The following is a 15,562-nucleotide window of genomic DNA, read 5'->3' on the forward strand; positions in this document are numbered from 1 at the left end:
AAGCGGGTCATTCTAAATGCAAAGTCAAATTAGATACCTTTAGTGAATACACCTCTAAGGTAATAAGAACACCTAAGAGTTGTTTGCATCCAGCTCACCCTCACAGTCCAATCCCCACGCTAATCTCTCTGACTTGAATTTCCCGTTGTTAACCGCCCCTAACCCCTTCGTGTTTCCCCAAAGGGTGGGTCCAAGAGAATAGCCATCTATACACTGTCGGCTTGCTAGGTCCGCCAGCTATGGCGCTCAGCCACACCTTCTCCTTCCATCGCTAGGTAGAAGCTATCTCACGGACAGAACTGATACAGGCACTCACTGTTAATGCTCATGGCTATACTGTCAGTGACTGTCGATATGCGCTGGGCGTTATCTATCCTCACGCTATTAACGGGGACATGATGCGGGCTGGTATGCGTGACGTGCAGCGGGTGGCTCTACTGACGGACTATCCTTCAAGAACCGCTTGCTAATGCCGACTGTATGAAACTCCCCGTTACCCTAGGGGCTAATAATCGGCGGTTAGACTGGCAGACAGAACAGGCCGCATACTCCCGTCCACGACAGATCGAACAGTTCCATGTTCTCTCACGTGTGAAGATGGTCATGAAGACCAACAGCAAAGGCTGTCAGTCATCCCACAGCTACTATCACCCAGTTCCTAAAGCCACCTCTCTGGCAGAGCAGGTATATGTACATCGGGTATACCCCCCTGTGGCCCATGCCCCCGCACAGACTCTCAAGGGCACCCAGAGAGTCCAACTCTTACATCTAGCCGGGTGAGACTCTGGAAAGATAGACGATGCGGTATGGCTCTCTGTGTGACTATCAGGAGCATCACAAGAAAAAGGCCTCTCTCCTGCTTTCATCAAAACTAGAGACCTAAGTGCAAGAAAGGCAAATTGCGAACCTACTCTTGGCTCCTCGAACCCTGTCACACATCTTGTCACACATAACCTGTTAAAGAGCTGTTGACCTCCAGTAGTGATCACGTATTCTTTAAAGCGGAAATGAAGTAAGTCTATGGGAATAAAGGATAATTTAAATCCTTCAGGTGCCAGTGGCCGCAAGGCCGTGGAGGTTCGAGTCCTCTCCTGGGCACCATATCCCCCGACATTTTAAGAGCTCTCCAGAACGCAGCATTGTTGCGGTTCGCATGGTCTTTTCATGGCATCATGCCGTTGTGCGGATCGGTGTGTCGTAAAGGCAGCGCGGCGATTGGAGAATATCGGCGCGACACAACCGTAATGCGCCCCCTGACTATACTCTTGGAATGGTGGAAATGCGGGAGCATAACTTGCTTTTTCAGATAGCTTTTTCGAAAAAACAGTATGTTTTTATATGAAAAGCCAGTCGCGTGACTGTACGGCCTCAATTTCTCAAGATCCTTGTTCACCTGTTGAATTCAACGGCATTGGTCACGTTTGCCCAAGCGCAAGACCTTCCTGATCTGGCGTCGATCCAAAGCGGCGCGGCCAGCATCAGCCAAGACGGCAGCCGTTTTGTCATCCAGCAAGCAGACCCGACACTCCATCTCGATTGGAACAGTTTCAATATCGGAGATGGCAAATCGGTTGAATTCCAACAGCCGAGTGAAGCGTCGATCGCGCTCAATTCCATTCTGTCCGAAAGCCCGTCACAGATCGACGGGGCCCTCACGGCTAACGGCAAGGTATTTTTCTCGAATCCCAACGGGATTGTTTTCGGCCCCAATGCGCGAGTGGATGTCGGTAGTCTTTTGGCCACGACCCATGCACTTGGCGAGACTGCGGATGGAAGCTTTACGCTCTCCTCTTCGGGAGGGGGATCGGTCATCAACCTCGGGCAACTTGAAGGGTTGAACATCGCGTTGATCGGCCGTGATGTGCGCAATGATGGACAAATCCTGTCACGCAATGGAACGGTCAATCTTTTTGCGGGATCCGACATCGAGGTTGCCTTTGACGATGCGGGGCTGCTCCATGCGACGATCAGGGCCGACGATGTTCTCGGGACCGTCGAAAATCGCGGTGTGATCGATGCGGGCGAAGGCACGGTCCGATTGCAGGCCAGCGCCAGCGAAGCGGTCGTCGCTTCGACCATCGGCGGAGGAGCGGCGGGGGCAACCCAGTTGGTCACGCAGAACGGCGTTCTGAAGCTTGTGCGCAGCACAGGCAAGATCAGCGGCCGCACCGTTTCGATCAACGCGGGCCAGAGAGGTGGGGTCCAGATCGGAAACTCGATTTCGGTCGCCAATCCCAACGCCTCGGGCGGAGTGATCACGATCACGGGCAAAGACGTCACGCTTTTGTCGGGCGCTTTGCTTGACGCACGTGGCGCAAGCGGTGGGGGAACGGTCCATGTGGGCGGGGGCTGGCAAGGCAGCGGCGACATGGATCAAGCCACCTTTGTGACGATGGAGGCAGGGAGCCGCATCGACGCAAGTGCGCTCACACGTGGAAACGGCGGAGAAATCGTTCTTTGGTCGGACATCGGGAACAGCGAAGGCCGGACCTCTGTTTCGGGAACGCTTACCGCGCGGGGCGGCGTGAACGGCGGTGACGGCGGGCGGATCGAAACCTCGGGACACACATTGGACTATGCGGGGATCGCCGTCGACACCACGGGCGATGCCATGGGTCAGTGGCTTTTGGACCCGACCGACGTTACCATCGACGATGCGGCGGCCACGACGCTGGGCACCCAGCTCAACACGTCGAATGTCACCGTTCAGGCCGACAACAACATCAACTTCACCTTTTCCAACGGGATCAAAAAAACCTCTGGGGCGGAGACGAAGTTGACTTTGACGGCCGGCAATACCATCGGGTCCAGCCTTGCCAGCAGCAGCACGATCCAGCACAAGATCGAGGGCTCTGCCGGTTCGCCGCTTGCGATCGATATCAATGCGGGGACACGGTTCAATCTCTACCGCGTTTATATCAATACCGAAGGGGCAGACGCCGCAGTCACGACCCAGAACTTCCAAGCCTACAATCAGAATGGCGTCGGTTGGGGGTTGTTTGCGAAAGACATCACGATCAACACCGATATTTTGGGACTGAACGGCACCAGCATGGACTCCGTCAACCGAGGTGTCCTGCGCGCAAGCGGCGATATCGACGTGACCATTTCGGGCAACATGTATCTGCTCTATCGGGCGACGGTGAATGCGGACGGAAATCTTACGATCAAGCTGACAGGGACGAACCGGACCTTGAACTATCTGTCGTTGATGAATGGTTCAGCCTTGAAGACGACAAACGGCACGCTGAGCATCACGACGCCTGAACTTCGCAAGACACGTCTTAATTCGAACCCGAGTAGCTGGGGCTACGCGCTCGCGACCGAACTCAATTCGGGTAACGGGGACATGTCGCTCAACATCCAGAGTTTCAATACTGTCGATACTTCTCCAAATATGGTGGTGAAGGGTGCCGGAACCCTTACGATTGCACCGCTTACATCGAGTTTCTCATCGGATTTTTCGTGGAATGCGTTCTACAACACCAGCACGTTCTTTGATTTCGGCGGGGCCTCGTTCACGGGCTACACGATTGGAAAACCGACCAACACCTCTCGCGTTTCAATCGATGCACCGATTTCCGCAGTCGGACCGATCACCATCTATGGCGGGATCGTCGATGGCAGTGCAGCCCTTTCCACTTCGGATGCTTCCACGGGTGTAATTTCGATCAAGGCCGGGACCAACAATTACGGCGGCACTCTTACCGTAGCCAACGGTGGCACGCTCGATCTTGATTTCGGAACGGCCACACAGGCCATCGATTTCACGAAATACGTCGGGGCTGGCACCATCAAGATCAATTCCGATGGAACAGTCACCCAGCTCAACCCCATCGCGGTCACATCGCTTGCGTTCAAAGGCTCGGGCAATCTTTCCTTTACCGATCCGAACAATGCGATTTCGAATTTCGCCGCAGGAAACGATGACGGCAGTCCCGTCGGAAATATCACGCTGGTCAATTCGGGGAGCTTTGCCGTCGACGAGATCAACCCTTCGGGCATTACCTCGAACGGGGCGGTGAGTCTTTCGACCGCGTCGGGCGATCTACGGGTCAACCGGAACATCCAAGGGGCGTCGATCACCTTGAACGCAGGACAAAACGCGGCTGCCGGAGACGCTGCGGGCGGGAATGTTGTCCTGAACGGAAACCCCAACCTGACGGCCACGAACGGAAGCGTGCGGATTTTCACGGGAAGCCTCGCGGGGAGTGCGGGTGTGAGCGACCTGATCGGTGTGGGGTCAGGCAACTTTCGCTATTACTCGGACGAGGTTGCGACCAACTACTCGGCCGCGCTTGGACAGGGCAGCTATGCGATCTATCGCGAACGGCCCACTGTGGTTTTCTCGGCCAACGATTGGTCGACGGTCTATGACGGGCAGACCAAGAGCGGTGGGAACGGCTTTACCGTTTCGGGGCTCGTCAATTCGGACGCTCTGAGCGCCTTTGGCGGAGCGCTGGTTTATGGCGGCAGCTCTCAGGGCGCGCGGGACGTGGGAAGCTATACGATCACGCCATCGGGCTTTGCCGACCGCTTGGGCTATGCGATCAGTTACGGTTCCGCGAACCTGACGATCCAGTTGCCAGAGCAGCCCGTCCAAAACGTGACACCGACACCAACACTTCGCGCGGCGCCGCTTGCAAATATGGATACCGCCGAAACTCTCGGGATCGACGTCGACGGGTCTGTAAACGCGCCGCAAGACCAAGATGTGCTGGGACGGCTCGCGGGGCAAACGACGCGTGATGCACGAACCCCCAGTGCGGATTTGAACAGCCTCTTGCGATCGCAGGCTGCTCTCGGATCGCTCGAAGCCGAGGATTTTGCCACGCTCTTCGAGACCTATCGCGAAGTCCAGCTTGTGATCAGGAACGGGTTCTGGCGCAGCGCGATCGAACTCCCCGAGTCGGCACCGCTCGGCACCGCGTTCAGTCTGGAGCGGCAGTCCACCCGCCCCGTTTCCATTTCGATCGGGGATCGAACATTTACGCCCGAGCAGGGCGAGGTCCTGTTGCTGGCCTTTGGGGAAAACGGCTGGGAAACGGCAGACGCGGAAGAAGAGACCGTTCTCGCCCTTGCGGAACAGTCCGAAGCTGACGCGCCTCTGGACGCAGGACCGGGAAGCTCGGATGCGAACGACAACACGGTCAGCGGAACCGTCGGTAATCAGGGGAACGACAAGGACGTCGGCAATGCAGGCGGTGGTCGCGGACAGGGCAACCCGCGCGGGACTGACGATGCTGCGCCTGCGACGCCCAGCCCGAAACCCGTTGCGCCCGAAGATGATACCGTTCTTGCCCTTGCCGAGCAGCCCGAGGACGATGTGCCTCTGGACGCCGGACCGGGAAGCTCGGACGAGAACGACAACACGGTCAGCGGGACCATCGGTAATCAGGGCAACGACAAGGACGTCGGCAATGCAGGCGGCGGTCGTAGTGGCGAGAACGAACGGAGGGATGAAGAAGACCCGCGTTCCGAAGACGCCCCGACCAAGGAACCTGTCACGGATCGCGAAACGCCCGAGGAGCCACGGGTCATTGTCCGTGTTCCTTTGGAAAAAGCACCCGAGACCATCATTCTGAAGACGGCCGAGACCCCCGAGGGGATCGTCGTTCAGAACAATGACCCCGTTGAAGTCGAAAAGGTTATCGAGATGATCGAGACCGCCGAGGATGAGGTTTTGACCGATATTCTTGTGCCCGGAGAGTTTGCCTCTGTCGGCGCTGCGGCAGATTTCCAAGATAACGAAGAGCGGAACATCGTAGCGCGGAAACTGGCGGAGGTGGCCGTCGAGGGGACTGTTTTCGTCTATCAGATTTCGGGCGACACCTTCACTCACACGGACCCCACGGCTCAAATTACGATCTCTGCCGAACTTGGAAACGGGCAGGCACTTCCAAGCTGGATCCGTTTCGATCCCGTGCGGATGCGGCTTATCGGGGTAAGGCCCGATAATGCGCCCGATACACTCGCCATTACGTTGATCGGTCGTGACCAATATGGGGATAGCGCGGAAACGCTGGTCCGCATAAAGTTGGGAGAATGATAGTGAGAAAACTCTACCTTGGATCGCTTTTTCTTGCTCTCGGCGCGAGCGCTGTTTTCGCGCAAGCGGATTCGACCGTGACGACCGAAACCTATCGCGACTGGCTTTACAACTGTGCGACCGTAGCGAACGAAACCCGCTGCGAGGTGATGTCCAACCTTATGACGACCGAAGGCGCTGTTTTTGCCCAGATGAGTGTCCAGACCTCCAACGAGACCGCGGCTCCGCTGTTTCAGCTTGCTGTTCCGACCTTTGTCGATCTCAAGCGGGGAGTGTCTTTGTCGATCGAAGGGGGACAGAGTTACGATCTGGAGTTCAGTTTTTGCAACGGGCAAGCGTGCTTTGTCGCCGAGCCGCTGAGCGATCCCCTTTTGGAGGATCTCAAGAAGGCAAATAGAGCCGCGCTGAAACTCCGATCCATGACCAACGGGACCATCGAAGCGACATTTTCGCTTCTGGGCTTTTCGGCAGCGTTCGAGCGCTTGGACGCGGATTGAGGATGGCGCCGAGAGCACTCACCTGCGGCGTCGGTCTTTCTGTCGCTCTTCTCGCTTCAACCTCTGCAATGGGACAGGATAACGGGGGGTTCGTGCTGCGCGAGATCGTCTTTGTCGGCAATACGCTGGTCGAGAAAGAGGTTCTTGCCCAGAGCCTTGACGATCATCTCGGCCAGACGCTCACGGTCGAGACGCTTAACGAGATTACATCGCAAATCGGATTCACCTATCGCGATCTGGGATATTGGGCGGCGGCCTATCTTCCTGAGCAAACCATCGACAACGGCACGCTCACCATCGGAGTGGTAGAGGCGGTTTCCGGCGAGTTCCGCGCCAAGATGGACACGGAGCGCAGCAAGATCACCGAAGGGGACATTCTTTCGCTGATCATGTCGGGTCAGACGCGCGGTGCGTTTCTCGATATGGAAAAGCTTGAATACGGGATCGGCAAGGCGAACGAGATCGCAGGCGTGAACGTCACCGCGAACCTGAGCGCTGGCGAAGCCGAACGGGAAACGGATGTCGATGTCGTCGTAACAGACAGCGAGCTTTTGGCCGGCTCGATCGTGCTTGATAACCATGCAACGAGCGGGGCGCGGTTGTCTGGTCGCGTCGGATGGGAAAGCCCGTTCGGTTATGGCGAAGCGTTCAATCTCAGCTCGCAGATATCGCGGGAATCCTTCTCGCTCGATTTCGCGTCGAGTATCGGCGTCAACGGTAATCGCCAAAAGCTCCAGTTCGAGCTGGGCTATTCGGGATATCGGCTTGGCGGGGAATTTGCCGCGCTCGACATGACGGGCAACACAAAGCGGGCCGAGATCAGCCTCCAGAATATCGACATCGACAAAAGCGGTGACATCCAGTCTCAGGCGCAGGTCTCTTTTTCGCGGGTCAATTCAACCAACAAGATCGGGAGTTTGACACAAACTTCGCGCATGACCTCGCTTACCGCTCAGGTCGACATATCCGCGCCAGCCACGCGCCAGCGCGACGCCTCGTTCGAAGCCCAGATTGCCGCAACGTTGGGGCGGCTGGATCTTAGGGTCGGATCGCTCTCCTATGAGAAGGATCAGGCTTCCCGCCGCTCGAACGGCACTTTCGCAAAGCTCCTTATGTCGTTGCAGGCGGAATTGCCGATCGAGACGGAAGCGGTTGTAACACTCGATGTTCGGGGCCAATTGGCATCGAAAAATCTGGATGGTGCGCAAAAGCTCGTTGTTGCGGGGCCTACCGCGCTCCAATCGCTCTCGATCGGCGAGTTGTCGGTCGATGACGGCTTTATCGGACGCGTCTCCTATGCGCGAAACCTCGAGAAAGGTGTGAAGGCCATCGCATTCGGCGAAGGTGCATTCGGCAGGATCAATCACCAAACATGGACGGGATGGGATGCAGGCAGCACGGGCAAGAGCAACACCTTCAGGGTGCTGGGGATTGGCGCGGGTCTGAATATCCCGCTTGAAAACAACGTGTCCTACGAATTATCCGCTGCGGTTCCGATCAGCACCAATCTTGACGGTATCTCGAAAGCACCGCGGCTTTGGGCGCAGGTGGCGTTCAATTTCTGAGCAAAGTGCCGCGTTCGGGTATTGACGGGGTCGTCACCGAAGTTCGGGTAAGTGGAGGATCTGAGCCGACATCGGCGCAAGGCTACCGCCTGCCTCTCGAGTCTCGAAGAGAATGTCTCCTCCCAGAGCGAGATCGACCACATCCTCGGACCGATTGATCGCAACCACCAAATCCCCGCGACGATAGGCCAAGAGGCCCTTTTCGGCACGGATGACGTCGATCGGGCTTGCGCTCAGGGCGGGCCATGCGCGCCGAAGCGCGATAAGCTGTTTGAACATATCGCGAAGGGTCTCGTCGCGATAACCGCCGCTCCATGCCATGTCCTCGCGGTTTTCGGGCCAAACGCCGCCCCTTCGTCCGATTTCCTCGCCCCATGCGACGGTCGGAATGCCCTCGATCGTGAAGAGCAGCGTTGCCGCCATGAGATAACGGTCGCGGTCGCCGCGCAGCATGGCCAGAAGGGTCGGCATATCGTGATTGGAGAGAAACGGCGCCAAAAGCCCCGCCTCCCCGACATCGTGCCGCTTGGCGAGATAGCGTGAAAAACGGTCGGCCTGCTCGACACCGGTCAGGAATTTGAGCGTGCGGTCGCGGAACCCGAAGTCGAAGAGCGCGTCCAGCTCCCTATTCTCGAAATAGGGGGCGGCAAGATATTTGTCGCCGTCCCAGACTTCACCCAAGAGGAGGAAGTCGTCGCCAAGACGGTTGCGCACTTCTTGGGCATGGGCGCTCCAGAAGTCATGCGGGATATGTTTGACCGTATCGAGCCGAAAGCCGTCGAGCCCCACCCTCTCGGCAAGGCCGATATGGGCCTCGAACAGCATGTCCCGCACTTCTGGCAATTCGGTTCTCAGATCGGGAAGCCCCGCAAGGCACATGGTGATCTCGTCGCCGCCGCAGTCCTCGCCCTGCCTGAGCCACTCGGGACGTGTGGCGGTCCAGTCCGCGCCATAGCCGACATGATTATAGACCACGTCGAGAATGACCTTGATCCCTCTTGCATGGGCGGCAGATGTCAAAGCGGCAAGATCCGCTTCGGTGCCGTAGCGGGGATCGATGCGGGTGAAATCCTCGGCCCAATAGCCGTGGTGCGGGGCAAACGGACCATGGTCGCTCGGAACCGTGGTGGGGATCTGTGCGACGATCGGCGTGAGCCAGATCGCCGTTGCGCCAAGATCGGCAATCTCGCCAAGCTTCTCGCGCAACCCGACGAGATCTCCACCATGAAAGGCAAGCGGGTCGGCGGTATCCACGCCTTGGTTGTTCGCCGTATCGCCATCGGCAAAACGATCCAGCATCACGAAATAGATCACCTCGTCGGACCAAGGCCTCTCCTCTGCACAAAGAGGGGTGGCTGCAAGTGTCAGAGCGAGGAAGGCCGCTTTCACGACAAGAGGACCCCGCTTTCAGCATCGAAGAACCGAAGCTCGCGGGTGTCGAGCGAGAGGCCGACCTTGCTGCCGTCGGGCTGACGGAAGCGGCCCGCGACGCGGGCGGTCACCGTCTTGGTGCCGAGCGCAAAATTCACATAGCTGTCGGCGCCCGTGATTTCGGTCATGGTGACGGTGACATCGGTGGTGCCCCTGCCCGCTTCGGTCAGCGACATTTGCTCGGGCCGGAACCCGACGATCACCCGCGCCTTGGACGCCAAAGCAGGATGGGGTGCATCGAGCATAACCACGTTCTCTTGTCCGAAATCGAGGAACCGCCCTTCGGAAACCACGGCCTCGACGAGGTTCATCGGAGGAGAGCCCATGAAATCGGCCACAAAGGTGTTGGCGGGGTGATCGTATATCTCTTCGGGGCTTCCGATTTGCTGGACGATCCCGTCCTTGAGAACGACGATCTTGGTGGCGAGCGTCATCGCCTCGATCTGGTCATGGGTCACATAGACGATCGAGGTTTGCGTGGTCTGGTGAAGCCGCTTGATCTCGGCCCGCATTTCGACGCGCAACTTGGCATCAAGGTTGGACAGGGGTTCGTCGAACAAAAAGAGTGCAGGGTCACGCACAAGCGCGCGGCCCATCGCAACGCGCTGGCGCTGGCCACCCGAAAGCTGGCTCGGCTTGCGATCCAGAAGGTGGTCGATCTGAAGCAGCTTGGACACTTCGGCGACCTTTTCTGCGATCAGCGACTTGGCGACTTTGCGGACTTTCATGCCAAAGCCGATGTTCTCGGCGACCGACATCGTGGGATAGAGCGCATAGGACTGGAACACCATCGCGATATCGCGGTCACGCGGCGGGACGCGCGTTACGTCATACCCGTTGATCGACAGGGTGCCGCTGGTGATCTCTTCCAAACCCGCGATGCAGTTGAGAAGCGTGGATTTCCCGCACCCCGAAGGCCCGACAAGCACGAGGAAATCCCCTTGCTCCATCGAGATGTCGATCCCTTTGAGAACGTCAACGGGGCCATAACTTTTGCGAAGTTGTTCGGTCGAGAGCGCTTTGGTCATCTGGTCGGGTCTCATGTCCATGGAGTTGCCAATCGTGAAAGAACGGGGGCGGTCGAGGCGCGCCGGATAAGCTCTGCCTCTGCGACCTGTTGTAATGGAGTGCCCTGAACAAGGCCAAGGCGGGTGATCAATATCTCGGCGAGCGGACCACAGGACGCCTGAAGAGGGGCGCTGGTCACAGTGAGGGGCGGCACGAAATTCTCGGCGCGGAGTTGGGGAATATCGTCGTCGTGGGCAATCACCGAAAGGTCCCCGGGGATCGATATCCCAAGCTCTCCCGCGGCGCGATAGACGCCGTTCGCCACCACGGTAGACACGCAGATGATCGCGCTGGGCGGGGTTGCATCGGACAACATGGTCTTGGCCGCTTCATAGCCATAGAGCTCGAAAGGCTGGTCATTGACGATCATACGCTCGGGCACAAAGAGGCCCAGATCCTCAACAGCCGCGCGAAACCCTTCTTCACGGTCGATGGCGTAAACGGCCGTTTTCTCGCCGTTCAAAAGCGCGATCCGCTTGTGCCCCAAAGCCGCAAGATGGCGCGCGGCGGTTTCCGTCACGCCGCTGTTCGAAATGTCGAAATAGGGGTGCCCTGCATCCTTGGAGGCGCGACCGTGCACAACAAAAGGAATGCCCTTTTTCGTCAGAAAAGCGATGCGCGGATCATTGGCTACAGGTGCGTTCACGATAAAGCCGTCCACGATCTGCTTCTCGATCATCTTGCGATAGGATTCGACGGGATCGGATTCGCTGGCGACCTGAAACACGAGGTCGATATCGTGCTGCGCCAGACGCGACGAAAGGCCAAGCATGATTTCGGCAAAGGTGCGGTCAAAGGGGCTTCGCGGATTGATCCGGACGATCATTCCGACCATGCCCGAGCGTCCCGATACCAGCTTTTGCGCGATCTTGTTCGGCCGATATTCCAACTGCTTGGCGGTTTCTTCCACAAGTCTGCGGGTGTCGATGTTCACTTCGGGAAAGCCGTTGAGCGCACGCGACACCGTGGCCGGTGACAGCCCAAGTTCCTTGGCGATCTGCTTGAGCGTTGCCATGCGCGTTTATCCCCTCCCGAAGGTCCCCGTTCAGCCGTAGCCGATCCAGCCCTTGGGCTAAATGCTGCCTAAAAAAATCTGTTCTGTCTATTTAAAACGTTTTGAAAAGGAAAAAACTGTGTCTATGCTCAGGATGAATCGCCCTTTTGATCGGGGCGTTCGGCCTGTGTCCGGGGGGAGTCCTCGCGCGGGTCAATTGTTTGGGTCCGATATTGCGGACCGTTTGGCGCTCGACTCGGGAGGAGTATCCAAGATGAAGACGTCTCTTAAAATGACTGCAATGGCTGCGCTTTTGGCCAGCACCGCTTCTTCTGCTTTTGCATTGGAAGAAGGTGTTCTGACCATCTGGCTCGGCGACCGTGGCAACGATTTGCTGCAGGAAATCGGCGCTCAGTTCGAAGCAGATCTGGGTGTAAAGGTTGTGGTGGAAAACGCCGACCCGCTGACCGACAAATTCCAGCAGGCCGCTTCGACGGGCGATGGCCCCGATATCGTGCTTTGGGCACATGACCGTTTCGGCGAATGGGCTGCAGGCGGTCTGATCCAGCCCGTCAACCCGAGCGCAGAGATCGTCGATGGCATCATCGACAGCGCATGGGACGCAATGTCCTTTGACGGCAAGGTTTGGGGCTATCCCGTATCGGTCGAAGCAATCGGTCTGGTCTACAACAAAGACCTGATCGCGACCCCGCCCGCAACCATCGAAGAGATCGCGTCGATCCAGACGCCCGAGGGCGTTTCGCCGATCCTTTGGGACTATAACAACACCTACTTCACCTTCCCGTTCCTGATGTCGAACGGCGGCTTTGCCTTCAAGAAAGTGGACGGCTCCTTTGACGGTTCGACCACGGGCGTCAACAACGAAGGCGCCATTGCAGGCGCCAAGGCTGTGCGCGCTCTGTTCGACGCAGGTGTCATGCCCGCAGGTGTAGATTATGGCGTCATGGATGCGGCCATGGCCAAGGGCGAAACCGCGATGGTCATTAACGGCCCGTGGAGCTGGGGTGCCTATAAGGATGCAGGCATCAATGTCGGCGTCGCCCCGCTTCCTTCGGTCAACGGACAGCCCTCGCCCGCCTTTATCGGCGTTCAGGGTCTTGCTGTGAATGCCGCTTCGCCCAACGTCGATCTCGCGATCGAATTCATCGAAAACTATGTGCTGACCGACGAAGGTCTGGCCAAGTGGAACAGCAACGGCAACCTCGGCGCTTTGACCGACAAGTCCGCCGGTGCTGCGCAAAACGATGAAAACATCGCAGTCACGCTTGAAATCGCAGCCGGCGGTGTGCCGATGCCTTCGAACCCCGAAATGGGTGCCTTCTGGGGTGCCATGGGTCCGGCTCTCGGCAACATCACCTCGGGTGCAAGCAGCGTCGAAGATGCTCTGAACGACGCCGCTGCCCGTATCCTCGGCGAATAAAAGACCCAAGGGCGGCCGATACTGGCCGCCCTTTTTCTCTTTCGAGCACTGGATAGGCCAATGTCCGCAATGTCCCGTTCCCTTTTGGATCAAGGTTCGCAAACGACACCTCCTTGGGGTCGCTTTGCCATCGTGGGCGCGATTTTCGTTGCGCTCTTATACGCGGCGTTCCAGCTCTATCTGATCGGTCAGACGCTCTTTGGCGTTATGGTTCTCGCCATTGCGGTCGGCTTTGCGATCGTATTCGGCTCGACACGCTTTTACGCGCATCGGTTCATCTTCCCGGGATTGTCGGCAATCCTCGTGTTTATCCTCTTTCCGGTGCTTTACACGATTTACCTCGGTTTTACGAATTTCTCGTCTTTCAACCTTTTGACCTTTGAGCGAGCAGTCTCGGTGCTCCAGCGCGCCAAAGTCGTCGATAAAGAGAGCGAAACGCCCTTTGCCGTGGTCAAGGACGGCGATCTCTATCGGGTCTATCTGCCCGACCTCGGGCTTTTGTCCGACCCTGTATCGTTTGCCGAACCTGCGTCGGCAGATCTGACCCCGGTCGAAAGCGAACCGAGCGGTCTCATCGAACGCAAGGAAGCCGTGGCGCTTCGCGCTGGTTTGCAGATGATTGATCTGGTCAAGCCTGATGGCGCGATCCTTCGCAATTCGGGGCTGCGCACGTTTGCGGATGTGCGCGACGAATACGAAAGAGTGAGCGACGACACGCTCCTTCGCACGTCGGACGACATTCTCCTGACCGCAGATCATTCGATCGGCTTTTTCGTCGATCCCGACGGGAACCGCGTTGCACCCGGGTGGCGGGTCAACATCGGGCTTCAGAATTACGAGCGTATCGCCAACTCCGAAGGCATCCGTGCGCCGATGCTGAGCATCTTTATCTGGACCGTGGTTTTTGCCGTCGCCTCGGCAGCTCTCACGTTTGCGCTCGGGCTTTTGCTTGCGGTGATCCTCCAGTGGCCGCATCTGCGCGGCAAGGCGATCTATCGCATCTTGCTCATCCTGCCCTATGCTGTGCCGTCGTTTATCTCGATCCTCGTGTTCAAGGGGATCTTCAACCAGAACTTCGGCGAGATTAACCTAATCCTCGATGCGCTCTTCGGGATCAGGCCCGAGTGGTTCACCGACGGCACGCTTGCGCGGACAGTGATCCTTATTGTGAACGTCTGGCTCGGCTATCCCTATATGATGCTTCTGGCCATGGGTTTTTTGCAAGGGGTGCCCGAGGACCACAAAAAGGCCGCCGCGCTCGAAGGCGCTTCTTCTGTGCGGGTGTTCTTTACCATCACATTGCCGCAGATCATTCCACCGTTCCTGCCGCTCTTGATTGCGACCTTTGCTTTCAATTTCAACAACCTCGTCCTTATCCTTCTGTTGACGCGCGGAGGGCCGGATATTCCCGGAACGGTGATCCCCGCAGGTGAGACGGATATTCTCGGCTCGTTTGTCTATCGGATCAGCTTTATGGACTCGGGTCAGCAATTCGGGCTTGCCGGTGCGATCACCTTCCTGATTTTCGTTTTGGTCGGCATGATCGCCTATTTCAACTTTGTGGCCATGCGCCGCGCCGCACAAAAGAGGGCTGCGTGATGATCGTCGAACGTCCCCGTGATCTCTTGATCAAGAAAATCGCCGCACATGCCGTGCTTATCGGTTTCATTGCGATCATCCTTTTTCCGTTCCTTGTCGTGATCTCGATTTCCTTTCGCGAGGGGAATTTCACGGTCGGTTCCCTATGGCCCGAGAATCCGACGCTCGAACATTGGTATCTGGCGTTCGGCTTTGACTATACCCGCGCCGACGGAACCGTGATCGAACCGCCCTATCCTGTTCTGACCTGGATGTGGAATTCGGTCAAAATCGGGATTTTTGCGGGCGTCGGTGTCGTCACGCTCTCGACCATTTCGGCCTATGCCTTTGCCCGCGTCAAATTCCGTGGGCGCGCCGCTCTGCTCGATACGCTTTTCATCATCCAGATGTTCCCGACGACGCTCGCGCTTGTTGCGATCTATGCGATCTTCGATGCTCTGGGCGAGGTAAGCCCGATCCTCGGAATCGACAGCCACTGGGCTCTTGTTCTCGTCTATATCTCGGGCATCACGATGCACATCTGGACGATCAAGGGATACTTCGACTCGATCGACCCTTCGCTCGACAAAGCGGCCCAAATCGACGGCGCAACCCCGTGGCAGACATTCCGCCATGTGTTTCTGCCGCTGGCGGTGCCGATCCTTTCGGTTGTTTTCGTTCTCGTCTTTATCGGTGCGATCAACGACTATCCTATGGCTTCGGTGCTCTTGCGGTCCGAAGACAACCTTACGCTTGCGGTCGGATCTCGTCTTTATCTGAACGAGTTCAAATATCTTTGGGGCGATTTCGCCGCCGCTGCGATCCTCTCGGGTGTTCCGATCACTGTCGTCTTTCTGATTGCGCAAAAATACCTTGTGAGCGGTCTGAGCGACGGCGCAGTCAAAGGCTAGAGACACGAACGCGCATATCTTTTCGGCA

The 15,562-nt window shown here is 57.5% G+C and carries 9 protein-coding genes; 6 read left to right on the forward strand and 3 right to left on the reverse strand.

Annotation, left to right across the window (positions count from 1 at the left end; all coding sequences use genetic code 11):
* Positions 1-1,354 precede the first annotated feature (1,354 nt).
* The 3 genes from QQG91_RS13815 to QQG91_RS13825 are packed head-to-tail and all read left to right on the forward strand — an operon-like array spanning position 1,355 to position 8,111.
* Positions 1,355-6,049, forward strand: coding sequence for a two-partner secretion domain-containing protein (locus QQG91_RS13815; RefSeq protein ID WP_285770797.1), 4,695 nt, complete (start codon positions 1,355-1,357; stop codon positions 6,047-6,049).
* A 2-nt stretch (positions 6,050-6,051) separates the two neighbouring features.
* The gene (locus QQG91_RS13820) at positions 6,052-6,546 is read left to right on the forward strand and encodes an invasion associated locus B family protein (protein WP_285770798.1); all 495 of its coding nucleotides are present in this window, start codon (positions 6,052-6,054) and stop codon (positions 6,544-6,546) included.
* 2 nt (positions 6,547-6,548) lie between these two features.
* Positions 6,549-8,111, forward strand: a complete 1,563-nt coding sequence (locus QQG91_RS13825) for a POTRA domain-containing protein (RefSeq protein ID WP_285770799.1) — start codon at positions 6,549-6,551, stop codon at positions 8,109-8,111.
* 33 nt (positions 8,112-8,144) lie between these two features.
* On the opposite strand, the gene QQG91_RS13830 is transcribed toward QQG91_RS13825, so the two are convergent.
* From QQG91_RS13830 to QQG91_RS13840, 3 genes are read right to left on the reverse strand one after another with little or no spacing between them, the layout of a single operon-like run.
* Positions 8,145-9,500, reverse strand: a complete 1,356-nt coding sequence (locus tag QQG91_RS13830) for an alpha-amylase family glycosyl hydrolase (RefSeq protein WP_285770800.1) — start codon at positions 9,498-9,500, stop codon at positions 8,145-8,147.
* The gene (locus tag QQG91_RS13835; protein WP_502881604.1) at positions 9,497-10,570 is read right to left on the reverse strand and encodes an ABC transporter ATP-binding protein; all 1,074 of its coding nucleotides are present in this window, start codon (positions 10,568-10,570) and stop codon (positions 9,497-9,499) included. The genes QQG91_RS13830 and QQG91_RS13835 overlap by 4 nt, the downstream gene beginning before the upstream one ends.
* Positions 10,571-10,581: 11 nt before the next feature.
* Entirely contained in the window at positions 10,582-11,625 is a 1,044-nt protein-coding gene (locus tag QQG91_RS13840) for a substrate-binding domain-containing protein (RefSeq protein ID WP_285770802.1), read from the reverse strand.
* Positions 11,626-11,878: 253 nt separating this feature from the next.
* On the opposite strand from QQG91_RS13840, the gene malE reads away from it, so the two are divergent.
* The 3 genes from malE to malG all read left to right on the forward strand — a co-directional run bounded on the left by malE (position 11,879) and on the right by malG (position 15,534).
* The gene (malE, locus tag QQG91_RS13845; RefSeq protein ID WP_285770803.1) at positions 11,879-13,045 is read left to right on the forward strand and encodes a maltose/maltodextrin ABC transporter substrate-binding protein MalE; all 1,167 of its coding nucleotides are present in this window, start codon (positions 11,879-11,881) and stop codon (positions 13,043-13,045) included.
* Between the two features lie 69 nt (positions 13,046-13,114).
* On the forward strand, positions 13,115-14,644 hold the full coding sequence (gene malF, locus QQG91_RS13850) for a maltose ABC transporter permease MalF (protein ID WP_285770804.1): 1,530 nt from the start codon (positions 13,115-13,117) through the stop codon (positions 14,642-14,644).
* Positions 14,644-15,534: a maltose ABC transporter permease MalG gene (gene malG / locus QQG91_RS13855; protein WP_285770805.1), complete on the forward strand. Its 891-nt coding sequence runs from the start codon at positions 14,644-14,646 to the stop codon at positions 15,532-15,534. Before malF ends, malG begins: the two co-directional genes overlap by 1 nt.
* The last annotated feature ends 28 nt before the right edge of the window (positions 15,535-15,562 follow it).

Source organism: Marivivens sp. LCG002, from assembly GCF_030264275.1.
In the GTDB taxonomy this organism is placed as follows: domain Bacteria; phylum Pseudomonadota; class Alphaproteobacteria; order Rhodobacterales; family Rhodobacteraceae; genus Marivivens.